The sequence below is a fragment of the Enterococcus pallens ATCC BAA-351 genome, assembly GCF_000407485.1.
GTDB classification, from domain to species: domain Bacteria; phylum Bacillota; class Bacilli; order Lactobacillales; family Enterococcaceae; genus Enterococcus_A; species Enterococcus_A pallens.
The window spans coordinates 855,208-877,559 of the sequence record NZ_ASWD01000002.1 but is presented as its reverse complement, the minus strand read 5'-3'; the positions used below and the strand labels follow the sequence as shown (position 1 = coordinate 877,559).

Sequence of the window (22,352 nt, the reverse complement as noted above, 5' to 3'; positions counted from 1 at the left end):
GAAAGTACATGAAAAAAGCAATTACAAGTGAACAATTAGTCTGGATTCAGCAAGATTTCACTAGTCGAGAGGCCCTATTTAGCTTCATGTCTCAGCAGCTATATGAAAAGGGGTATGTCAATGAGGGGTATCAAGAAGAAATTATAAGCAGAGAGGAAAAATTTCCTACTGGTTTAGTACTTGAAAATTATAATGTTGGTATTCCTCATTGTGATAGTCAGTATGTTAAAAAAGATTTTATTGCTATTGTAATTTTGTCAAATTATATCCAAATGAATCAAATGGATAAACCTGACAATGAAATTCCAGTAAAATATCTTTTCTTTTTGGGATTACAAGATGCTAATAATCATTTGAAAATTCTAAAAAAAATCATGAAGGTTATCAAAAGTGAGCAATTAATTCATCGAGCGGAAAATAGTCAATCAGTAAAAGAAATTAGTGAGTTATTAAAAATAGAAATCGAATTGGAGGAAAAAGTCTATGAATAAAAAAGTCGAAATTTTAATTGCATGCGGAAGCGGAATTGCTACTTCAACAATGGCAGCAGACGAAATAAGCGAATTGTGCGAAGCCTTAAATATTCCTTTTCATATTCAAAAAAGCAGCATGACTGAGATTGAAGGGTATTTGAATCAAGTGGATGTGGTATTTACGACCAATAATTACTCAGGAGAAATTTTAAAGCCCCATAAGAATATTACTGGATTAATAACTGGCATTAAGGAAGATGAAATCAAAGAAGAATTAAAAGAGCTGTTGTCCAATATTTCGGCTGAAAAATAAGGAGGAAAACTATGAAAATCCAGTTGGCGATTGACGAATTATCTTTATCAGAGACACTGAATATTCTAGATGAAATTGTTCCCTTTATCGATATCATTGAAGTCGGGACTCCTTTTATGATTGATGCTGGGAGAGAAGCAGTCAGAAGAATAAAAGAAAAATATCCTCATAAAGAGGTATTATGTGATGCCAAAATTATGGATGCGGGTGCTTATGAATCTGAGTTGGTATTTGAAGCAAAGGCTGACTATGTTACCGTATTAGGTCTAACTGATGACTCAACTATTCGGGGATGTGTGGAAGTTGCTAAAAAATATGGGAAAAAAGTTTTAGTTGACATGATCTGTGTTGGAAATTTGGAAAAAAGGATTCCTGAAATTGAGGCCTTAGGTGTGGATATTATTGCGGTTCATACCGGAGCGGATCTGCAAAAACAAGGACGAACACCGTTAGAAGATTTAATCGAAATGAAGAAACATGTGAAGAAATGTCAGATTGCCGTTGCAGGTGGTATCAATTTATCAACCATTGATAGTTATATAAAAGAATCACCAGATATTGTAATTGTGGGAAGTGGTATTTTAAATGATGCTCAACCAAGAGAAGTTGCTGAAGGGATTTTTAGAAAAATAAACGGGGTGAAGTAAATGGAAACGTTATCCAATGCAGTTCAATTAGTTTTAAATTTAGGTGCTAAAGCTATTTTGCCAATCATTATCTTTTTTCTTGGTATATTTTTCAGAATGAAAGCTAAAAATGCACTTATCGCTGGTTTAACAGTTGGTTTAGGATTTTTAGGTTTAGGGTTGATCGTTGATCTTTTAACCTCTACTTTACAGCCGGCGGTGGACTACTACCAAGAATTGGGAACTGGATATACCATTATTGATATTGGCTGGGCCGCGGTTGGCGCTGCTTCTTGGATGGCTCCTTTTGCTGCTCTTGCGATTCCAGTTGGACTCTTATTAAATCTACTGTTAATTCGCTTTAAAATTGTCAAAACAATGAATATTGATATCTGGAACTATATGCATTTTTTAATTCCCGGATTTTTAACTTATGTTTTATTTAACAGCGTAATCGCTGGATTCTTAGTAACTATTTTAATGTCAGTTATTGCATTATTTGCAGGGGATAGACTGGCACCCTTGTGGCAAGAGTATTTTAAATTAGAAGAGACGACTTGTACGACGGTTAACTTAATAGCTTGGACTTTTCCAGTAGCTTGGTTAGTAAATCGAATTATTGACTTTATTCCAGTAGTCAACAAGATTGATTTAAGTATGGAGAAAATTCATAAACGAATCGGGATTTTTGGTGATCCAATGGTTATTGGACTAATTGTAGGGGTTTTGTTAGGTGTATTAACGAAACAAGATGTTTCTGAAATTATTTCAATGGGTATCGGTGTGGCCGGTGTTATGTTGTTAATGCCTAAAATGGTGGGGGTAATGATGGGTGGACTAGCACCTGTTGGAAAAGCAGCTAACAAATTTATGAAAAAAAGAATGGGCGACAACGAAAATTTATCGATTGGTATGGATGTAGCTCTTGGGATGGGTGATCCAACAGTTATTACGACAACAGTTATTACGATTCCACTAGTTATCTTAGCAGCACTAGTCTTGCCAAATGTTCAGTTTTTCCCAGTTGGAATGTTAACTTCTGTTTGTTACTTCGCAGTAGTTTGTACTTTAGCAAGTAAAGGGAATCTTTTCAGATCGATCTTATCGACGCTAATTTTTTGTATTATCTCAATGTATACCTGTGCTTATGTTGCACCTGGAGCAACGGAAATGTTGCGAGCAGCTGGTTTTGAAATTTCTGGATTAGGCACGGATGTTTCAGTCGGTGCACCAATTTGGGGTGTGATGATCTATTGGATAAGTACATTATTTTAAAAAAGGAGTGGTATAGAAATGGAAATATTACCATCATTATTTAATTCTGACATATTAAATTTACAATCTGAGCTAGCATTTATGGAAAGTCAAGGCATTAAAACTATTCATATTGATATGATGGATGGGAATTTTGTGCCAAACATTTCATTCGGTCCCGATCAATTACGGGAGATTAAAAAAAATACAGCAATGAAAATTGACGTGCATATGATGGTGCAACATCCTGAAAAATTAATTGATTTACTGGCGGATGCTGGGGTGGATATGATTTCGTTTCATTATGAAGCAACGCCTCATCCCCATGAAATAATTAGGTTAATCAAAGCTAAAAACATCAAAGTCGGTGTTGCTCTTAGTCCAGCTACTTTACCGGAAGTTTTAACCTATCTTTTAGACGATCTTGATTTTATTTTATTGATGTCGATTAATCCTGGATTTTGGCATCAGGATTTTATTCCGACGATTTATCAAAAAATTGAGCAAACAAAAGCGTTGATTGGTGAACGAAACATTTTAATTGAAATTGACGGTCGTATGAATGTAGAGCGAATTCAAAAAGCTGCCGAAAAAGGTGCAGATTTATTTGTAGTAGGTAGTAATTTATTTAGTGGGGATAAAGAAAAAAATATTAATGCATTACAAAGTTTAGCAGGGGGGAAGTAATGTGAAAGCATTAAAATTGTATGGTGTGCAGGATTTAAGATATGAAGAGGCGGAAAAACCAACACTTCAAACTCCTAATGATGTAATTGTCAAAGTTAAGGCAGCAGGTATTTGTGGTTCAGATATTTCTAGATATCGCCTATTAGGGCCTTATATTGAAGGAATGGTTTGGGGACACGAATTTTCAGGAGAAGTTGTAGAAGTAGGCAATCAAGTGAGTGATTTAAAAATTGGTGATCGTGTAGCAGGTTGCCCGGTCGTCTTTGATGGAGTAGATTATTATTATCGAAAAGGAGAGTATAATCGCAGCGCTCATAACAATGCAATCGGTGCAAAACAACCAGGATGTTTTGCAGAATATATATGTTTACCATCTGAGAATTTTGTCAAAATTGATGATGCCATTTCTTTTGATTCCGCAGCTTTAATTGAACCCTCTACAGTTGTTTTGCATGGTTTATTCCAAACAAAATTGCAACCAGGTGATTCGGTAGTGGTAGTCGGAGCAGGAGGATCAATTGGTTTATTAGCAATTCAATGGGCAAAAATTTATGGTGCCAGTAAAGTTATTGCGGTAGACATTGATGATGAGAAGTTGGCATTAAGCAAGTTGTCAGGTGCGGATGTTATTGTGAATTCTCTCAATGAAGATGTTGAAAAAAGGGTGGAAGAAGAAACAAAAAATCTAAAAGCCAATTTAGTAATTGAAGCAGCAGGAAATCCAACTACAGCCTCTCAGGTCTACGCTTATGCAACGAAAGGGGGAGAAGTTTTATTCTTAGGGATTCCATATGGTGATGTAAAAATTAAAAGATATTACTTTGAAAAAATTCTTAGAAGCGAGCTTAGAGTTATCGGTTCTTGGAGCAATGTATCTGCACCATTTCCTGGTAAGGAATGGGACACCAGCGTAACATTTTTTGCAAATGGCAAAATTAATACCGAAAACATCATTACTCATCGAAAACCATTATCAGCTGGTCCAGAAATGATGGATAAGTTATTAGAAAGAAAAGAATTATATGGTAAGGTTATTTTAAACCCGTAAATAAACAGTTTGAACGAGTAAGACAAAAGTTTGAAGCATAAAGTTTGATACTAGATAACTGGATTTTGGTAGGTAATTTGTCAATAAGACAATAAAATATTTAATGATTATGTGAGCTGCTCTTCGCTTTGCGATGAGCGGCTTTTATCTAGTTGTAAGATTGTCTGCATAATCGTTAGGTAGCTTCGTAGTAGTGGTTACTATACTTCATCGGAACTAATAGTGGAAGTTTTTATTAGTAACGACTGTTATTAACTTTTGGAAATCTTAATATAAGCACTAAAGCACTTATCTGTATTTATAAGATCTGCATAGAGAACTCCAATAAACGAAGCGGAGCACTTTCACTTAACAGCTTTGAATAAAATCATTTGCAAAAAGGAATCGATTGAGCGAATACTCTTAGACACAAAAGAGAAGCATAGAATGCGTTGGACCACGTATCGAGGTTTGAAAAAAAGTAGCAGTGCATGCGGAGCTTATGCTTGCGTTTATGATAGATATAAATTGAATGAAATTAGCTACTTGGTTACAGAAGGAACGAGTGGCTCTTCTCAGAACCGCTTCAAATCGCTATCCCTCATCGCATCACAAACCACACAAAAAAGCCAGGCTCTCGATAAGCCTGGCTTTGTGTTGCTGCGGAAGGATTTGTTATTCGAATTTGCTTACTTCTTTACTTCTTATACATGTAAAGTATTTACACGAATTTCTAGATCATAAACATAAATCTTGCTTATATTACTTTTTTTCACACTATTCAGTTTTACCAATGTTCAATTCTTACGTATCTTTTTTACTTAATTTTGATTCTTTACTCAACGACTGATACGCATTCACTATTTATAAGAAAATACTCTACACATATCGTGTTGCTTATTTGGTGAATCTGGTATTACGAACAACTTTATTGTTTACTTTTTCTTCTACACTCAAAACTATCGAGAAATTCTTCGAATAACAAATGTCCTCCTTCCTTGTATCTATATAATAGCACAGATTAACACTTTTGGGAAGCGTTTACATCTGATTATTTAATCTTTAGGTTTTGTTACTTTATGACCAATTTTCGAGTTGAATCCTTTGAATTGTCAAGTAATACTATGTTATAGTAAGTAAAGAGAGTGGTTTTTTATAACATGAAGGAGGAATAGGATGGAACCATACAAGAAGACGATTGAAGAAATTAAGAAGGAATTTAACACGGATTTCGATAACGGTTTAACATCTAATGAAGTTGATGATAGACTTAAAAATAACGGGAAAAATAAGTTCGAGGAAGCCAAGAAAGAATCGGTTGCTAAGAAGTTTTTCCGCAGCCTATCAGACTTTACAACCATTATTTTACTTGTAGCAGCAGTCATTTCTTTATACACTGCAATTGCTACCGACCATGGAGATTATTTCGAGAGTTTCTTGATTATTGCTATTGTTGTGATTAATGCCGTTTTATCGATAGTCCAAGAAGGAAATGCCGAAAAAGCACTATCGGCCCTGCAAGACATGAACAAACAAACCTCGCGAGTAATGCGTGATGGAAAAGTTGAAGAAATTGACGCGGAAGAACTCGTTCCCGGTGATGTTGTTCTGTTAGAATCTGGCGCGCTGATCACCGCAGACGCCCGACTCATTGAAGATTCACAATTACGAGTAGAAGAATCCGGACTAACTGGTGAAAGTGAACCGGTAATGAAGGATTCAGCTTATGAAGCACAAGAAGACGATTCATTAGGCGATCGGTTGAATATGATCTATAAAGGATCCACCGTCGTAAATGGTCGCGGGAAAGCAGTGATTACTGCTACTGGTATGCAGACTGAAATGGGTAAAATTGCTGATCTGCTGAATCAGGATCACGAACAAAAAACACCACTACAACAACGTTTAAATCAGCTTGGCAAACGCATTAGTATCATCGCGTTAGCTGCTGCAGCCTTAGTATTTGTTATTGGTGAACTACAGGGAGAACCTGTGTTAGAAATGTTCATCACCTCAGTCTCTTTAGCCGTTGCCGCTGTCCCAGAGACACTAACGGTTATCGTAACATTAACCCTTGCCTACGGTGTACAAAAAATGGCGAAGAAAAATGCCATCATCCGCAAATTACCCGCAGTTGAAACATTGGGTTCGGCGAATGTCATTTTGTCAGACAAGACCGGAACTCTTACCCAAAATAGAATGCGCGTCCGTCGAGTTTGGACTCGTGGCGATTCCGTGGTGGATACGGAAGAAGGTATGACAGATGAAGCGATGGAAGTACTCAGTATTGCTGCTCTTAATAGTGATGTCATCGTAGAAAAAGAAGACAACGAGTTAATCATTAAAGGAAACCCAACCGAAGCGGCGATTGTCCGCGCAGTGGAAGAAAATTATCATACGAAAGCTGAATTAGAAGAAAAATATCCCCGAATTGGTGAAATTCCTTTTGATTCTGATCGTAAAATGATGACAACCGTGCACAAGCGCGGTAAGAAATATATGTCGATTACTAAAGGTGCCTTTGATGTGCTATTGCCTAAGTTCCATTATGGCGATGTCGATCAGGCCGCTGTTGTAAACGACCGTTTTGGTAAAAAAGCCTTGCGCGTTATTGCAGTGGGCTATGCCATCCATGACGAAGAACCAAAAGAAATTACTTCAGAAGCTTTAGAAAAAGATCTACACTTAATGGGCTTAATTGGGATGATTGACCCACCACGCCCAGAATCAAAACCAGCAATTGCCCGTGCTAAAAAAGCTGGAATTAAAACGGTCATGATTACAGGGGACCATGTAGTAACTGCTGGTGCGATTGCCAAAGAGTTAGGAATTATGGCTTCGCGCCAAGAGGCTATTTCTGGAGCACAACTGAAGAAAATGACCGACGAAGAACTAGATGAACAAGTCAGTAAACTCTCTGTTTATGCCCGTGTAACCCCTGAAGATAAAATCCGAATCGTAAAAGCTTGGCAACGAAGCGGAGCAGTTGTCGCAATGACAGGTGATGGAGTAAATGATGCCCCAGCTCTGAAGGCAAGTAATGTTGGAGCAGCCATGGGGATCACCGGTACTGATGTAGCCAAAGGTGCTGCTGACATGGTATTAACCGATGATAACTTTGCGACGATTGTTGATGCGGTTGCTCGTGGACGTTCTGTCTACCAAAACATCCGTAAAGCGATCAACTTCCTGTTAAGCTGTAATATCTCAGAGATATTTATCGTATTGATTGCCCTGTTATTAGGGTGGGGAGCACCATTTACTGCTGTTCAATTACTGTATGTAAATGTGGTAGCTGATGGACTTCCAGGCTTTGCTCTTGGTCGCGAACCAGCTGAAAAAGGAATCATGGATGAAAAACCAATTCCTCACGATGAAGGTATCTTTGCCCGCGGCTTGTGGCAGAAAATTGCACTGAACGCAACGATCTTCACGATTGTTACATTAATTGGTTTTTATGTAGGTGCATTTGTTAACGAAGTCAGCCATTGGATCGCTCCAAGTCTTGAAGTGGGCCAAACTGTTGCCTTCTTAGTCTTGGCTTACTCATCGATCCTGCACGTCTTTAATGTACGCAGCAGCAAATCGATCTTCCAGGTGAACCTGTTAACGAATAAATCGTTGGCTCGCATGGCTTTACTAGCTATTACTATAACCACAGTGATTGCTTTAGTACCAGTTACTCAAGGTCTATTTAACCTAGTACCAATTGGTTTGACTCATTGGATGATTGCGATTATCTTATCCTTTGTACCAATCATCATCAATGAACTAATCAAGTTCCACAAAGCACCAGAAATTGATCCAGAAGAAATTTAAACCTGCGACGACGAGAAATCTAAGCCATTTCTTGTCGTCTTTTTTCGTGCAGGCAAATACTGAAAAAAGGTTGACAATGATGAAGAATTCATAAGATAATAATTTAACAAGATCTTAGTAAAAATGTGAACAAGTAAAATTTTTAAGGATAAAGCAGGAAGGATATATCCACCGACTGCTATTTTCGCTTAATAAACGGGTAACATTTATACATTTAGAAGTGACTTTTATGGAATACCAGCAAGGATGTTAAAGGAGGGAAAGGATGTTTCGTTACCGCATAAAAAAAGTTTGGAAAGAAAGCTGGCAGAACATTTCGCGGCATCGATTTCTTTCGATCATCAGCTGGCTAGTTGCCGCCATTTCTTTACTCTTCTTTAGTTTATTGGTGGTTTTGCTGCTGAATATCAATCATTTTTCACAGCAGGCCAAGGAGAATATTCAAATTCAAGTATTTATTGACTCAACAGCCGATCAGCCACGGATTCAAGCCTTAGAACAGGGAATCAACAGCTTGGGAAATATTTCCAAGGTTACCTTTATTTCCAAGGATGAAGGCATGAAGCAAATGGTGGAACACTATGGCGAGGCCTTTGAAATGTTAGAGGGTGACACCAATCCGCTGTATGACCAGCTAACGGTAGAGGTTGCTGACAACTCACAGATTCAAGCAACGCTGCGCCAGATTCGTCAGCTGCCAGATGTATTCCAGGCAACCTACGGCGATGAAGCTGCCGACAGTTTACTGTCTGGCTTACGTGGGGTACAGGTTACAGGCTTCATTATTTTAGGCGTCACTTTACTAGTGACAGGGATAATTCTATTTGCTACCTTACTGATGAGTATCAAAACACGCGAAGAAGAGATCCGTACTCGCACCTTGTTAGGAGCGACTAGAGGCTATGTCTATCGACCATTCTTCCTGCAAAGTGTATTGTTAACGGGCTTAGGCGGACTAGTCGCTGGAGCAGTAGCCTTGAGCGGGTATCGTCGTTTTGTAACAAACTGGGTACGTATACCAGCAGGTTACAATTGGTTGGACTTCTCGACTTTAGTCCCATGTATTATTGGTGCTAACATTTTGTTGGCTATCATTATCGGCGGAATGAGCGCTAGTCTGGCAGTCCGCAGCAGTATTAAATATCCGAAATAGAAATTGAACCGGAAGCATCTTTACCACAGATGCTTCCGGTTTTTTTGCATTCTTTAAGAGACATCTAGTAGCCTCCCGTTGTGGAACTAACTAGATGTTTTTATATATGCCTATTTTTTAGGAAATATTGAGGTAGTTAGCCCGTAGCATCATAGAAAAGGAAGTTTATAAAATTAAGAGATTGCTTCTTAAAAACTGATGACAATACATAGTTTACGCTTATTTAGAAATAGAAAAATGATTTTAAAATTATACCAACATCTACTGATCATTTGTTCGTTATTTTTATTAGAGTGAGTTAAACCTAATGGAAAACATTAAATATACTAAATAATTGTTTTACATGAAGTTGATTTTTCTATATTATGAAAAAAGTTGAAAATTATCTTTGAATTAAGGAAAACAGGAAAAAAACTCAGGTTTAAGCTACGTAATTGATATATGCTTTTATCTTTGTGTTCTATTCTCTGGAAATTATAAAAGAAAATAAGGGAGAAAGCAACGGTAATTTTAAATTTTCTGTTACTTTTTTTAAAAAATCTACGTAAAGATAGGACGAGAATAGTGAAGTCGTGGGATTTGTTTTAGAAATTTTTTTGTCTATTCTCGTCAAAATTCGTCGTCAAACTATTAGAAGGAGTGGGTTATTTTATGGCGCGTACTGGAGAAAACATTTATAAGCGGAAAGATGGTCGATGGGAAGGGCGTTATCACATCGGCCGGAAATCAAACGGTCGGCTACGCTATGGTTATATTTATGGGAAAACCTATAAGGACGTAAAAGAGAAGCTTGAGCCATTGAAAAAGAAAATTGCTTTGTTGTCTCACTATCAAGTGGTTGGTGGGGTGACCTATCAGCAATGGATTAACCAGTGGATTGTTGAGATAAAAGATACGGTCAAGGATTCCACCTTTGCTAGCTATAGCTACAAAATCAACCGATACTTAATGCCTCACTTAAAAGAAACACCCTTACATGAAATCAATGATGTGCAGTTAAAAAGCATGATTCAAACATGGATGGATGAGGGACTGTCTGTTAGCAGCATTAAAATTATTGTTGGCTTATTGAACAAATCACTAAAAAATGCAGAACAACTGGGAAAAATTGAGAAGAATCCTTGTGTGAATATGATCCTGCCAAAAACTAAAAAGAAAAAGATTCGCGCGCTTTCTAAGCGGGAACAAAGAAAGTTAGAACGTCTGGCAGAGAAAGCCAAGAGCTCGAAGGCACTATCTGTAATACTGGCAATGCACACAGGTATGCGAATTGGAGAAATTTCTGCCTTGAAATGGGAGAATATTTTATTCGATCAGAATTTGATCATGGTTGAAAATACCTACCAGCGTTTAACAATGCCGAATGGGCAAAAAACAAAGATGAGCTATAGCTCCGTAAAAAGTGTTTCTTCCCTTCGAGTAATTCCAATGTCAAAAAAAATCCGTGAGGCCTTGATAGAACGCAAAAAACAGGCAATAGATGAGTATGTATTTTCAGTAAATGGCAAGCCTTGCGAACCACGATTGTTGACGTACCATTTCCATCGTCTTCGTAAAAAAGCGAAGCTGGAGCAAGTACATTTTCACCAATTACGTCATACATTTGCGACACGTTGTTTAGAAAGCGGTGCTGATATTCCATCAGTGAGTGCATTGTTAGGTCATGCCTCTTCACAAATGACATTGGATGTTTATTCGGATTCGATGTTAGCCCAGAGAGTAGTGGCTATTTCCAGTATGGAGAAAGCAATCGGATAAACTGAAGAATCTATAACAACTGTTTTTTTAACGAAAATAGACGATTCGGAGGAGAGTTTTTTTGTCTTTTTCGAGAAAGCGCTAACATTAATTAGTTGCCCAAATAAAACATTGTCTATATAAATTCTTTAGCAGGAAAATGACATTCTTGTTATGAAATGTTTTTTTTACAAAATCATAAGCCGTCATCAATAATCGTCACACGAAAAAAAGCCTGTCATTACAAGCTTTAAATACGCCATCCTGTTTTCCTTAATTCAAAGATAGAAAGCGGGGGGTGTCTATTTGTTTATATTTTATCACGAAGCACAACTATTTGGCATGTATTTGGTAGGTAGTTTAAAGCTTTCTCATAGTTTGAGAATTAGAATGCAAGGTTAGTGACCGAGGAGGAATAGGAACATGTTTGGATTTGGCAAACAGAAAAGGGATGCGTATCAAGATTCACATCAAGAAGACTACTTTTACGATGAATACGATGCTGAGGGATATGAAGAAGACTATGGGTATGAAGCTTACCCGGAAGAAGCCTACGATCGCCCAAGAGAAAATTATTCTGAGTATGATCACAGTGAACGCGAAGACCGACGATCCCAGCGAAGAACAAGTCCTTCAACAGAAGAACGGTACGATTCCCGTGAAGAGCGATATGCTTCCCGATATGAGGAGGAAGAAAATATGATTCCTCAACAAGCAGATGAGGAGCCTATTGAGGAATCTCCCATGCATCAGGAAATTGAACGATTAGAAGAAACTGTTGCTCAACTAAAGCATCAACTGGAAGTCAAACAAACAGAAATGTCTAATATGGCAACAACTCTGACTGAAAAAGAACAGCAATTTCAAGATAAACAGGCTAAAAAAGAGCAAGAGCTGGTTCAAATGAAACAACAGCTAGCTCATTTAAAGGCGCAGCTTGACAGCAACGTGAAGGAGCAAGCAGAAGCACTTATCCAAGCGCAACAAGAAATTGAAGCCTTGAAAAAGGAACAAACAGCAAATGAGGAAATGAAGGCAGAGTTAGCGACTATTTTGATCGAGACTAAAAAGAAAGAACGATCTGTCTTAGAGCGAGCAGAATATGAAGCGAAAGGAATTCGCAGTCAAGCGGAACAAGAAGCTGAGCAGGTCATCCATGATGCGGCCCTAGAGCTGCGGGTGATGAAACAAGAAATCAAGAATTACCGCAAACGACTGCGTTCAGCACAAGAAGAAACAACACAATTCTACGTTCGTCTACTGGCTAACAGTGACTCGCTGTTAGATGAAGAGTAGTAGAAAGGATGGTTTTGCGGTGAAGCAAACCAGTAATCAAGTCACGCTATACCCAACTCCTGCACCAAAAATGCAGGAGGAATTGATCAGCCAGCCATTGTTGGAAGAAATCGAGCGAGCTTGCGAATATCTGTATGCACCTCATGGCACATTAACCAGTGATCAACGGAAGAAAATTTATCAGCATTTTGATCAATTATTCAACCTAATGAACAGCAGCTATCATATGGAGCTGTTGCTGTTGCCGGGGAAATTTAATTGGTCGACATTCTGGCAATCATTGCAGCAATTTTTTCCGCAATTTGCTTGGATACGATGCCAAACAGAAGAACCGAAATATGGTCGTCAAGTTTACCGGTTCGATTTTGTTCCGGTATCGTTCAGTGAAATGGATTTTCCTTTCTCAGTGAATTTAGAGGAAAGCCTAACTCAGCAATATTCGTTGCCAGCGAAGGAAGCGTTAAAACGTGCAGAACAATTATTGCTGGAGCTAGCTGAGCAACAAATTTCAGAAGAGTATGAAGTATCCCAAGAACCTGAGAAGCCAACTGAAAAGCAAGAGTCCAGTACTTCGTTAGATCTAGTCAAAAAGGAAAATTCCCGGCAGGAAAGTCAGAGTAAAGCCCGCTTACGTGCAGTGAACCAAAAGCTGGAGATGGTGATTGAGAAGCTGGAGCTTTCTATGTTCTATAGCGGGATTAAGTATTTTGATCAACCAGACAAAGAAGAAAGTGACTGGGATAAACGATTAACGATTAGCTTGCGAGAATATACGTATCTGCTTCAGAAAGCGCGTTTCTTAGAACAGATGTGGCAGCTGAATGGTGAATTGGTGAATAAAACAGAAAAGATGACGGTGACTGGCAACAAATTAGTTTATGAACGAGATCAGGTGAAGCAGATCAAGGCCAACCTTTCAACTAGAGATATTCATTTCGTTCTTTACGAATGCCAGGTGATTGAATCTAGGGCGAAGGTACATGCTCGACCTTGGTTTAGAAAGCCTTACGTCAAATTAATGAAAATGGATTACGACAATTTGCTTAGCAAAGCTGCATATTTTGATTTACTGCAAGGAGAAAGCTCTGTTCTTGAAAGAATCGTCCGAGAGCATAAGGATATTTCAACTGAAGATGCGCAGGAGGCAGGCTGAGGTCGAAGAAAACGACCCTTTCAGCAACAGGCACTTTTGTTGGGAACTACTTTTGTTACGTGTTACTTACTATTTTTTGGTTTATTTCGTACTTATAACTGGCTGTATCCCAAGTATTTTGTCAGCGGTGAATCTATGAACCCCACCTATCGAGAACAAGAAGTGATCCAAGTAAAGGCCCACCATCAGCCGAAACGTTTTGATGTGGTCGTACTACATCCACCTGATGATCCCAAAGAACTTTATTTAAAACGAATCATTGGCTTGCCTGGTGAGCAAATTGATTTTAAGCAGGGACAATTATTTGTAAATGAAAAACCAGTTGCCGATGAATTCGCTGATCGAACGGAAGATTTTCATTGGAAGAGCATGTATAAGGAGCCAATTCCAGAAGACCATTATTTTGTTCTAGGAGATAACCGGACTGTTTCAAGAGATAGTCGAATCTTCGGAGTAGTTTCGAAAAAACAAATTTTAGGAATCATCCAAGAGAGGAATAACTGAAAAAATGAAGACACTACAAGAAAAAATCGAATGGTACACCTTTTGGTATTGGGTCTATTGGCTCTTTTCTTTGGTGGTGCTGCTAGGTGTATTTGTACTAGGCATCTTTTTTTATTTTACTGATTTTCAAGATGTTGTAACTGTCAGCCAATTATTTCTATTGCTGTTGCTGATGGTATTGGCCATTTATTTGCGAATGACTGCTTTACATTATCATTCGATTCTACTGAATTTGAAGCGAATGGCTGCTCGTCCACCCAAACGGCCAAGAAATCCTCAGCAGCCTCGCAATAACGAGAGGCGGAGGTTGGATGAACAGTAAGGGTTTATTAGGCAGTTTCTTATTGCTAAGTACGCTGTTGTTAGCTGGCTGCCAAGAGAAAAAACAGGAAACCGTTTTGGCAGAAACTAAAGAAGTTACCCAACAACAGAATACCTTACAGGATAGAACAACTCTCTCTTCCAAAGAGAAGGAAGCTTTAGTGCAGGCTGCAAGAGAATCCTCTGAATCAGCATCGACTACTGGAGTGTCTGAATCAGCAGAAAATAATCTGAGTCAAAGTACGCTTCTCAGCAGTGAAGAATCTAATGAAGTATCCAGCAGTGAAGTGCCGATAGAAACAAGCAATCAAATACCCGGAGCAACGGAAGCTCCTGCAGAACCTGCTTTGATACCTGAAGCGATCCAAGAGGTTCCCCCAGCTTTACCAGCCGAAAATGTAGAGGAAAACTACCAGTTTTCTGTAACTAGAAATCAAACGACAGAGGAATTTATTCAAACTATTGGCAAGGATGCGCAACAAATTGCCTGGAGGGAAGACTTATATGCCTCAGTCATGATTGCCCAAGCTATTTTGGAGACAGGATCTGGCAATAGCCAACTAGCCCGGCCACCTCATCATAACTTATTTGGCATTAAGGGCAGTTATCAAGGGAAAAAAGCCAGCTTTGCAACCCAAGAGGATAAAGGGAATGGTCAACTGTATACGATTCAATCGTCTTTTCGCCAATACCCTAGCTACAAGGAATCATTGGAAGATTATGCTTCACTTCTAAAAAATGGAATTTCTGGCAACAGCAGCTTTTACCAAGCTGTTTGGAAAAAGCAGGCAACGACTTATCAAGAGGCAACAAAAGCCTTAACCGGAACCTATGCTACAGACACTTCTTACGATAAAAAACTGAATGCATTAATTGAAACCTATCAATTAACTTCTTATGATAAAGAACCAAATGCTGAAAGCGAAGATTCCTCTGAAGTTGCAGTGAATCAAAAGGAAACTAAAACAACAGCCAGTGCATTCAATGAAGCAAGTGAAAGCAGTAGTACGGAACAAAATAGAAGATCGAATCTGCAAGTTTCTGAGACAAAGCAACCAGTAAAAATAATTCCGCCGTTTGCCCAGCGTCCTGCTAAACAGGTTACTGGCAAACGAATAGCACAATGAAAGAAGGGGACCTATGCCGAGACAACGTGATTACCGAGATCGAGAGTCTGACTATGATTTCGATGACCGGCCGCAGTATCGTGAGCGCTCCCCCTCTAATAGACCACCTGCTAGAAGGTATGAAGAAGACGATTATTATGATGACCGTCATGAGCGTCATCACTATCACGACAGACTGCCGGTTCGAGAGGCCCCGCGAAGAGAACATTATCGGCCGCCACGTCAAGCTGATCCACGGCGTGAGCCAAGGAGGCCTCAAAACGGAGGGGGCCCACCACCGCAATATTATAGAAATACTCGTCCTACCTATGCTCATCAGGGGACTCCTGAGCCACCGCATGCACGACCGCCAAGACAGCCAGCGCTACCGCATGGAGTCCAACAGCTGCAGCAAGCTAAGCAATCAACGAATCGAAAAATATTTTTGTTCATCTACAATTTATTTTTCTACACGTTGACCATTGGCATTTTGCTCAGCTCATTAATGTTTGCCTTTAGTGAAAAGTCTGATGCCGCTATTTTTGGGTATCGCTTCTATCAAGTTTTGACTGATTCGATGGCACCACAACCAGATTCACCTAAGGGTGGTTTTTATTCAGGAGATATTGTGTTGGTCAAACTGGTCGATAGTAAGCAGGTCAAAATGGGGGACATCGTTACCTTTCAAGTAGGGGAGGGGGATCGCTACCTAACGCATAGAATGGTAGGGCGCTTAGATGAGTTAAATGGCAAAAAAGGTGATTATATTATCACCAAAGGAGATGCCAATAACACCAATGACCCACCGATTGAAGCTGATCGGATTTACGGAAAAGTAACCTTCGTCATTCCTAAAATGGGTAGTGTCTTGAACTTTGTACAAGAAAATCTATGGTTATGTCTGGTTTGTGTCTTGTCAGTTTTTGGTTTCTTTCTGGTTCTCAAAGCTTATTTCCTACAACCAGAACCACCAACGAGACAACCAAACCAAAGAAACAAGTATCCCAATAGGGTATAACCACTTGCTTTTGCAGGTGTTTATATAAAGAGAAAAAGGAAACAGGAGGAAAAGAAATGAAGAAGAATAGTAAAAAGAAAAAGCTGTTAGCTGCTGCGGCAGCTCTGGCCTTAATTGCAGCGATATCAGGAACGTTTGCCTGGATTACTGCGCAGGATCAACGGATTAACCGAGCGGAATCTGCAGCGGTTAACGATAACAGCGTAACCGTGAAAGAAACATGGGAACCAAAACCATTGGTGCCAGGAACCGAGGCAACCAAAGAGGTAGCCGTGTCCAACACAGGTACAGCGAGCGTATTTGTGCGGGTTTCTTATGAGGAAGTGTTGAAACATTTAGCTAAATTGGGTGCTGAAAAGTACGATCCAAGCTCAGTTGCAGGAGCAAGATATACTTATGTGGCGAATGATTCAGGACTGAACAAACATATGCCAATTAACTTTAATGGGGATCAAGCTTATAAAGATGGCTTTGTCCAAGTACCTGCTGGACAAATTACTGGGTTAGCAACACCAGCAGATGACAACGTGAAGCTATTGGTTAAGGGTGGAAAAACAATTGATGCCGTTACCGGAGCAGAGAAAATCAGCTATGAATCTAAATTAATGTATGAATACTTCACCCATGCAGATAACGCTGGTAAAAATCCTGGAGACGCCGGCTACGATGCCAGCAAAAACAAATACCAATCGATGACCTTTGATATTACAGTCAGCGATGAAAACAGCAGCCTTGATGCAAAAGACTGGAAGTTTGCTTTGACTAATGTGAAATACGGTTATTACGAAAATGGTTATAAGAATACAGCAGTTAACTGGGCAAAATCTTCTCTACCAGATGAAGACAAAGCAGTAACAGGCCGCGCGTTGCTTGGTACTGACGGTGTTCGTTACAGTGTGGACTATGACTACACATTCGGTGGTTTAGGTTTTTCTAGTGCAACAGATTTGCCAGCAGTTACACCAGCAACATCAGCAGATCAAATTCCAACAGCAGCAGGTAACAAAGGTGTTCAAGCAGATAAAAACGGTTTAGGTAAGAATAATATCCGCATTGGGTACAGCACTGATATGACAGATACTACTGCTTTAGACAACAGTAAATGGGTCTACAATGCAGATGACGGTTGGTTCTATTACACAGTACCAGTGAAATCAGGCGAAACAACGAAGAATCTATTGGAAAAATTAATCTTCGAAAGTGAAATGGGTACTGAATACACCAATGCTTCTTATGATTTGATCGTGAAAATGGAAGCAGTCCAAGCTAATGCCGACGCATTAACTGACTCAGCAGGTTGGAACTTAGGTGAAGGTGCAGCACCAACTGGCGATACGCTAGCAATTGTGAACAAACTTAAAGCTGGTATTTAATTGAAAAGGACACCATGAAACGAAGGGAGAAGTGGCAGATGTTGAGAAAACTTAAAACAGTAGTAAGCATTATCCTGTGTTTCGGTTTCTTCTTTTGCAGTACGGCCCCAGTCCAAGCTGCAAAAGCACTTCCTCCCGGCATGGTGATCGGGGATTCTGAAGGAGTGTATGCTACCTCTGATGGAGAATATTATATTGATTTAGTAGATATTTTCCCAGGGGATGTCTACGAAAAGGATATCACAATTCGTAGTCTGGATTTGGAAGAACCGTTTTCCTTAGGGATGTTAGTCGAAGAAGTTAATTCAAAAGGCTCTGTTTTATGGAAAGAACACATCACGATGACCTTAACGTTAGACGGTGAAGAAATCTATAAGGGACCATTGTTAGGCGACGGTAGTTTCGACTGGTCGAAAACACCGTTAGAATTAGGCGTCTGCAAGTATGGAACTGACAAAGTTTTGCACGCAACCTTCGCAATGGATGCGGCGTTGACAAACGAAGATTTACGAGAACAAAGTCAGGTCGAATTTTACTGGACCTTTGTTGGAACCAAGGATCAGCCAATTGAACCAACTAAGCCCACAGAACCGAAAGAACCAGAGCCAAGTACTTCAAATGAACCGGGAACTCTACCTAACACAGCGTCAAACAATAAACGCTTACCACAAACTGGGGAAAAAATTGTTTACAAGTTTTTAACTGGTTTGCTGTTAGTATTGATTGCGTTATGTCTATGGAAAAAAAGAAGAGAGGAGGAGGAGGGATGAGTCAGCGTGAAAAATGGCGTCATTTGCTCCGAGTGTTTTATAAAAGTAAAGGCTTCTTCGCCTTCTTCTCCATCTTATTGAGTTTACTATTGGTAATGGGGAGTACGTATGCCTGGATTACCTCCAGTGATGAAAGAGTGAACCGCGTGGAGGAGAATAAAAAGAAGCTCTCCGCCAAAATCACCGGGGATCTTGATCCAGTCTTACACTGGGCACCTGGGACAGTAAAAACGAAACAAATCCGGGTGAAAAATGATGGCGAGGTTCCAACGATTGTCCGCCTGTCATTGACTGAATCCTTTGTCAGTTTCGAAACGGATGTACAGGACAATCATGATGCCGGAAACGGAAACGGGGACTTAACGGTTTATCCCGCACCAGTTTTGCCGGTTATTAATGTGAAAGATACTAGTACTTGGGTAGTCGGTAAGACGTATGAAATGAACGCAAATACGCATTATAAAGCGAACCATGCATTAAGGAATCAAACCTACGTTTATCAAGGCGCACGGACAGAACCGCTGCCGGCAATTCAATTAAATTTCCCTAATGGCAAAGTATTTGATGAAAATAAACCGCCTGCCAGTACAGACAAGGCTTACTGGTATTACGAAGACGGCTACTTTTATTATTCTGAGGTTCTTCACCCCAATGAGGAAACCAGTAATTTGTTAGACAGTATTACCTTGGACGCAGACTATGCGAATCGTTACAAGGGGGCTTTCTACAAATTAGTGCCTGCCATGGATGCCCATGACATCACTAAGGATTTGATTTCCGATTGGGGAATTAATTCAACTGATTACGTGTATAGCCTTTATCAAAGTAAATTGTCCAACTAATGAGGAGGAGAAAAGATGAAACCACAAAAATCAATGCCTCGTCGGCTGATTTATCTCATTGCTTCGATGGGCCTCGTACTCCTTTTAGTTGGTGGCAGTTACTTGGTGTACGCAGCAATGACAGCGTCAGATAGAAAAGAGAATGATTTTCAGATTGGACAAGTCGAAACCAAGCTTGAACAAGTATTTGATGGGAATATCAAGGAAATTACTAAGAGCCAAAGTGTGGAAATGAAGGTAACCATTAAAAATACTGGTACGATTAAGCAATTTGTTCGAGTGATGGTCTTACCAGAGGTTCAAGTAGCTGTGGTTGGCGATTCAACAAGTAAACAAATTCTGCCAATGGCGATTGGTACGGATTTACTATTAGAGCAGTTGAATACAACTGATTGGAAGGACGGCGGAGATGGCTACTATTATTACGTAAAGGAAGCAGTAGAGCCTCGAAAATCAACTACCAATTTATTTGATTCGATCATGCTATCTGATAATCTCAGCGACCAATACGATGATGCTGAACTTTCCTTATCATTAAAGGTAGAAACAATCAATTGCACTGAGGATTCTTATCGGAACTCTTGGTGGCAGGGCACTACACCAACTGAAGAGCCGCTGAAAACAATTGATGACATTTTAAAAACGAAACTAGATAGCTAGGGATACAGACACACCTCTGTATCCCTTATAAAAATGTCAATGCTTATGAGATGAGTGTTTTACTATGTAAAATACTGATTTGATCAGCTTTTCAAAAACAAATAAAGAGACATACATAAAAAAAGTGCAAAAACACATTGGATCATTTTTTAGTCCTTGTGGGTCTCTTTTCAAATGGCGTTTTTCGAACCATTAATCAGTTATCAAATCCTGTTAAGGAAGTGAGGACTTTAAAAAAGAAGCTCCGAAGGACAAATAGAATTGAATAGTGATTTCTGGGATCAGTAAGTCTCGCTAAGCTTCATGAAGATTATTTTAGCTATCGATTGATCAGAAAAGCTGCAAATAAATGCTCTTCATTGAAAATTAGTGATCTAATTCATACTATACCTCGATCCAGACCATAAACTAGGAAAATAAGAAGCAAACAATTTTATTCAAATCAAGACAACATAAAAGGAAAGGGGCGAAAATCAGTGGTTTATATTTTATTACTAGTATTGGGACTTGCTCTGCTGTTTCAAGGATACTTACTGGTTTCACTGATAAAAGATCAGCGTGAACTTCAGGCAAAAGTAGCCCATTTGACTCACCCGACAAAAAGACGACCGGAAGCAAGAAAAGCCCCATCGACAAAAACGATAGAAAGAGGAAGGCCGCGATGAATCTGGGATATGCACGGGGGTATCAAATTACCCAACAACTGGATATGCTGGAAGACTATCCAGTTGATGAACTCTTTTCCGATGGGCATCAGGAAATTGAAGAGCTGAACTCTCCTACTAGTGAATTGCAGGCGTTACTCAATTTTGCTCAGCCGGGTGATCATGTGGTCATTGCTTCTTGGGAGGTGATCTCTAGAGATTATCGCCAATTACTGAGCTATTTGGAGCAGCTGGAAAAACGTGAGTTAACCTTAGACGTACTCAATCTTCCCCAGCTAACACTTGTTGAATGGCGGCAAATATTTCTGTGGTCGCTGCGCAATGAGCGTTTACTGCATCCCTTTTTGGTTAAGGCTGGCAAAGAACGGGATCGCAGCAAGGATGCTTACTCTTTATTTAGTAAGGAGCCAGAAGCTCGCAAGCTGTATCGAGAAACGATTTGGCTGCTAGTCGAGAATCAATCGGTTCGTCAAGTTGCAAAGCAAAAGCGATTACCCATGGAGACGGTGTATCGGATTCAACAGGAACTAAAACAGATCCAGCTTTCAATTGTATTAGTCATTTGCTTCCTGTTAGCCATTTTTAGTATTAAGCTGGCCGAATCCTATTTTGATCAACTATGGATACAAGTGGCCATCTGTGTGGTGGTCACACTAATTATTTTGTGGAATGTTCTAGTAGATACTGAAGATGACGAAGTGAAAGTATCTGCCAAAGAGAAAAAAATATCAAAAAACTAAAGAGAAGAGGAATCACGATGCAACATGCACTAATTTTAACAAAAAATACTCTAGCAGAAGAAACGATAATCAAAAAGCTGCAGCAGTTGAATTTTGAAACCTTTTGCTCAACTGACTTACTCTATCGCCTGCAGCAATCCACAGCTTTACCATTTCTTTCTTACTTCCAATGGGTAATTTTAAGTGAAACTCTATGTGATGAAGAAGTTGAACAGCTGCTTTGCCAAACAAAAGGTCTGCCTTTATTGACTATACGGATAACTGAGAGTCAGCTGACAGAAGAAGAACAAACAGAATGGAAGAATTACGGACTAGCTGACTGGATAGTAAGCGATGCGACTTTTACGACCGTTCGTGAAAAGATAAATTGCTTGCAAAAGCAATTACAAGAAGAAAGTACAACGGGAAGTCAAATCCTAAACTTCCCAATTACAGCTAATGTCTTTGGAAATAAGGGGTTGAAAGCCTTGGTAAAAAGTTTATCAAAAACGGAAAAAAGAGTATTGGAAAACCTTATCCAAGCGTATCCCAGCACCGGCGTACTTTCTCGTAAAGAGTTGTGTGAACAGCTATGGTGTGACGGTGAAACCTCATCTAATATGAGCCAGCTATCTTGTTTGATTAATAAATTGAAACGAAAATTTGAGCTGCACGGGATTTCTGGTGAATCCATTACAACGCTATGGGGGAGAGGCTACAAATTAAGTAGTGAGTTCTATGAGTACTGGATGGAAAACAGCCAACAGGAAGAAGTAGTCCAGTACTCAGCAACAAACTAAACAAAGAAGCCGCTCAATCATTTCTTTGATTGAGCG

21 protein-coding genes are annotated in these 22,352 nt (G+C 39.4%); all 21 read left to right on the top strand.

The genetic code is table 11. The features are described 5' to 3' along the window. The first annotated feature begins 8 nt into the window (after positions 1-8). The 21 genes from I588_RS10620 (at position 9) to I588_RS10510 (ending at position 22,316) form a co-directional block, all read left to right on the top strand. A complete protein-coding gene (locus I588_RS10620) occupies positions 9-491 on the top strand; it encodes a PTS sugar transporter subunit IIA (RefSeq protein ID WP_010756559.1) in 483 nt (160 codons plus the stop codon). Then, positions 484-786 (top strand): PTS sugar transporter subunit IIB, encoded by a 303-nt coding sequence (locus I588_RS10615; protein ID WP_010756560.1) that lies wholly within the window; start codon positions 484-486, stop codon positions 784-786. The genes I588_RS10620 and I588_RS10615 overlap by 8 nt, the downstream gene beginning before the upstream one ends. An 11-nt stretch (positions 787-797) precedes the next feature. Next, entirely contained in the window at positions 798-1,433 is a 636-nt protein-coding gene (hxlA, locus tag I588_RS10610; RefSeq protein ID WP_010756561.1) for a 3-hexulose-6-phosphate synthase, read from the top strand. Continuing rightward, positions 1,434-2,687 carry a PTS transporter subunit IIC gene (locus tag I588_RS10605; RefSeq protein ID WP_010756562.1) on the top strand — a complete coding sequence of 418 codons (1,254 nt, stop codon included), beginning with the start codon at positions 1,434-1,436 and terminating at the stop codon, positions 2,685-2,687. It abuts the gene before it with no gap. An 18-nt stretch (positions 2,688-2,705) separates the two neighbouring features. Next, a complete protein-coding gene (rpe, locus tag I588_RS10600; RefSeq protein ID WP_010756563.1) occupies positions 2,706-3,353 on the top strand; it encodes a ribulose-phosphate 3-epimerase in 648 nt (215 codons plus the stop codon). Position 3,354: 1 nt separating this feature from the next. Further along, the gene (locus I588_RS10595; RefSeq protein WP_010756564.1) at positions 3,355-4,401 is read left to right on the top strand and encodes a galactitol-1-phosphate 5-dehydrogenase; all 1,047 of its coding nucleotides are present in this window, start codon (positions 3,355-3,357) and stop codon (positions 4,399-4,401) included. A 1,155-nt stretch (positions 4,402-5,556) separates the two neighbouring features. Beyond that, positions 5,557-8,199: a calcium-translocating P-type ATPase, PMCA-type gene (locus I588_RS10585; RefSeq protein WP_010756565.1), complete on the top strand. Its 2,643-nt coding sequence runs from the start codon at positions 5,557-5,559 to the stop codon at positions 8,197-8,199. Between the two features lie 265 nt (positions 8,200-8,464). Then, positions 8,465-9,352, top strand: coding sequence for a permease-like cell division protein FtsX (locus I588_RS10580; RefSeq protein ID WP_010756566.1), 888 nt, complete (start codon positions 8,465-8,467; stop codon positions 9,350-9,352). A 651-nt stretch (positions 9,353-10,003) separates the two neighbouring features. Then, entirely contained in the window at positions 10,004-11,110 is a 1,107-nt protein-coding gene (locus I588_RS10575; RefSeq protein WP_010756567.1) for a tyrosine-type recombinase/integrase, read from the top strand. Positions 11,111-11,512: 402 nt separating this feature from the next. Next, on the top strand, positions 11,513-12,385 hold the full coding sequence (locus I588_RS10570; protein ID WP_010756568.1) for a hypothetical protein: 873 nt from the start codon (positions 11,513-11,515) through the stop codon (positions 12,383-12,385). Positions 12,386-12,404: 19 nt separating this feature from the next. Continuing rightward, positions 12,405-13,538, top strand: a complete 1,134-nt coding sequence (locus tag I588_RS10565; protein WP_010756569.1) for a hypothetical protein — start codon at positions 12,405-12,407, stop codon at positions 13,536-13,538. A gap of 39 nt (positions 13,539-13,577) precedes the next feature. Beyond that, on the top strand, positions 13,578-14,042 hold the full coding sequence (gene lepB / locus I588_RS10560) for a signal peptidase I (RefSeq protein WP_010756570.1): 465 nt from the start codon (positions 13,578-13,580) through the stop codon (positions 14,040-14,042). 4 nt (positions 14,043-14,046) lie between these two features. Next, the gene (locus I588_RS10555; RefSeq protein ID WP_010756571.1) at positions 14,047-14,364 is read left to right on the top strand and encodes a hypothetical protein; all 318 of its coding nucleotides are present in this window, start codon (positions 14,047-14,049) and stop codon (positions 14,362-14,364) included. Further along, entirely contained in the window at positions 14,354-15,490 is a 1,137-nt protein-coding gene (locus I588_RS10550) for a glucosaminidase domain-containing protein (RefSeq protein ID WP_010756572.1), read from the top strand. The genes I588_RS10555 and I588_RS10550 overlap by 11 nt, the downstream gene beginning before the upstream one ends. 13 nt (positions 15,491-15,503) lie before the next feature. After that, positions 15,504-16,487 carry a signal peptidase I gene (locus I588_RS10545; protein ID WP_010756573.1) on the top strand — a complete coding sequence of 328 codons (984 nt, stop codon included), beginning with the start codon at positions 15,504-15,506 and terminating at the stop codon, positions 16,485-16,487. A gap of 56 nt (positions 16,488-16,543) precedes the next feature. After that, complete coding sequence (locus I588_RS10540) at positions 16,544-17,860, top strand: hypothetical protein (protein WP_010756574.1); 1,317 nt, start codon at positions 16,544-16,546, stop codon at positions 17,858-17,860. A 38-nt stretch (positions 17,861-17,898) separates the two neighbouring features. Continuing rightward, positions 17,899-18,630 (top strand): LPXTG cell wall anchor domain-containing protein, encoded by a 732-nt coding sequence (locus tag I588_RS10535; RefSeq protein ID WP_010756575.1) that lies wholly within the window; start codon positions 17,899-17,901, stop codon positions 18,628-18,630. Beyond that, the gene (locus tag I588_RS10530; protein WP_010756576.1) at positions 18,627-19,472 is read left to right on the top strand and encodes a BsaA family SipW-dependent biofilm matrix protein; all 846 of its coding nucleotides are present in this window, start codon (positions 18,627-18,629) and stop codon (positions 19,470-19,472) included. The genes I588_RS10535 and I588_RS10530 overlap by 4 nt, the downstream gene beginning before the upstream one ends. Before the next feature lie 15 nt (positions 19,473-19,487). Beyond that, complete coding sequence (locus tag I588_RS10525) at positions 19,488-20,132, top strand: hypothetical protein (protein WP_010756577.1); 645 nt, start codon at positions 19,488-19,490, stop codon at positions 20,130-20,132. 661 nt (positions 20,133-20,793) lie between these two features. Then, positions 20,794-21,537 carry a recombinase family protein gene (locus I588_RS10515; protein ID WP_010756578.1) on the top strand — a complete coding sequence of 248 codons (744 nt, stop codon included), beginning with the start codon at positions 20,794-20,796 and terminating at the stop codon, positions 21,535-21,537. A 17-nt stretch (positions 21,538-21,554) separates the two neighbouring features. Then, positions 21,555-22,316, top strand: a complete 762-nt coding sequence (locus tag I588_RS10510) for a winged helix-turn-helix domain-containing protein (protein WP_010756579.1) — start codon at positions 21,555-21,557, stop codon at positions 22,314-22,316. The last annotated feature ends 36 nt before the right edge of the window (positions 22,317-22,352 follow it).

Coding starts and splice junctions, on each gene's coding strand:
- I588_RS10620 (WP_010756559.1), top strand. CDS start 9: ATGAAAAAAGCAATTACAAGTGAACAATTAGTCTGGATTCAGCAAGAT.
- I588_RS10615 (WP_010756560.1), top strand. CDS start 484: ATGAATAAAAAAGTCGAAATTTTAATTGCATGCGGAAGCGGAATTGCT.
- hxlA (WP_010756561.1), top strand. CDS start 798: ATGAAAATCCAGTTGGCGATTGACGAATTATCTTTATCAGAGACACTG.
- I588_RS10605 (WP_010756562.1), top strand. CDS start 1,434: ATGGAAACGTTATCCAATGCAGTTCAATTAGTTTTAAATTTAGGTGCT.
- rpe (WP_010756563.1), top strand. CDS start 2,706: ATGGAAATATTACCATCATTATTTAATTCTGACATATTAAATTTACAA.
- I588_RS10585 (WP_010756565.1), top strand. CDS start 5,557: ATGGAACCATACAAGAAGACGATTGAAGAAATTAAGAAGGAATTTAAC.
- I588_RS10580 (WP_010756566.1), top strand. CDS start 8,465: ATGTTTCGTTACCGCATAAAAAAAGTTTGGAAAGAAAGCTGGCAGAAC.
- I588_RS10575 (WP_010756567.1), top strand. CDS start 10,004: ATGGCGCGTACTGGAGAAAACATTTATAAGCGGAAAGATGGTCGATGG.
- I588_RS10570 (WP_010756568.1), top strand. CDS start 11,513: ATGTTTGGATTTGGCAAACAGAAAAGGGATGCGTATCAAGATTCACAT.
- I588_RS10555 (WP_010756571.1), top strand. CDS start 14,047: ATGAAGACACTACAAGAAAAAATCGAATGGTACACCTTTTGGTATTGG.
- I588_RS10550 (WP_010756572.1), top strand. CDS start 14,354: ATGAACAGTAAGGGTTTATTAGGCAGTTTCTTATTGCTAAGTACGCTG.
- I588_RS10545 (WP_010756573.1), top strand. CDS start 15,504: ATGCCGAGACAACGTGATTACCGAGATCGAGAGTCTGACTATGATTTC.
- I588_RS10540 (WP_010756574.1), top strand. CDS start 16,544: ATGAAGAAGAATAGTAAAAAGAAAAAGCTGTTAGCTGCTGCGGCAGCT.
- I588_RS10535 (WP_010756575.1), top strand. CDS start 17,899: ATGTTGAGAAAACTTAAAACAGTAGTAAGCATTATCCTGTGTTTCGGT.
- I588_RS10530 (WP_010756576.1), top strand. CDS start 18,627: ATGAGTCAGCGTGAAAAATGGCGTCATTTGCTCCGAGTGTTTTATAAA.
- I588_RS10525 (WP_010756577.1), top strand. CDS start 19,488: ATGAAACCACAAAAATCAATGCCTCGTCGGCTGATTTATCTCATTGCT.
- I588_RS10515 (WP_010756578.1), top strand. CDS start 20,794: ATGAATCTGGGATATGCACGGGGGTATCAAATTACCCAACAACTGGAT.
- I588_RS10510 (WP_010756579.1), top strand. CDS start 21,555: ATGCAACATGCACTAATTTTAACAAAAAATACTCTAGCAGAAGAAACG.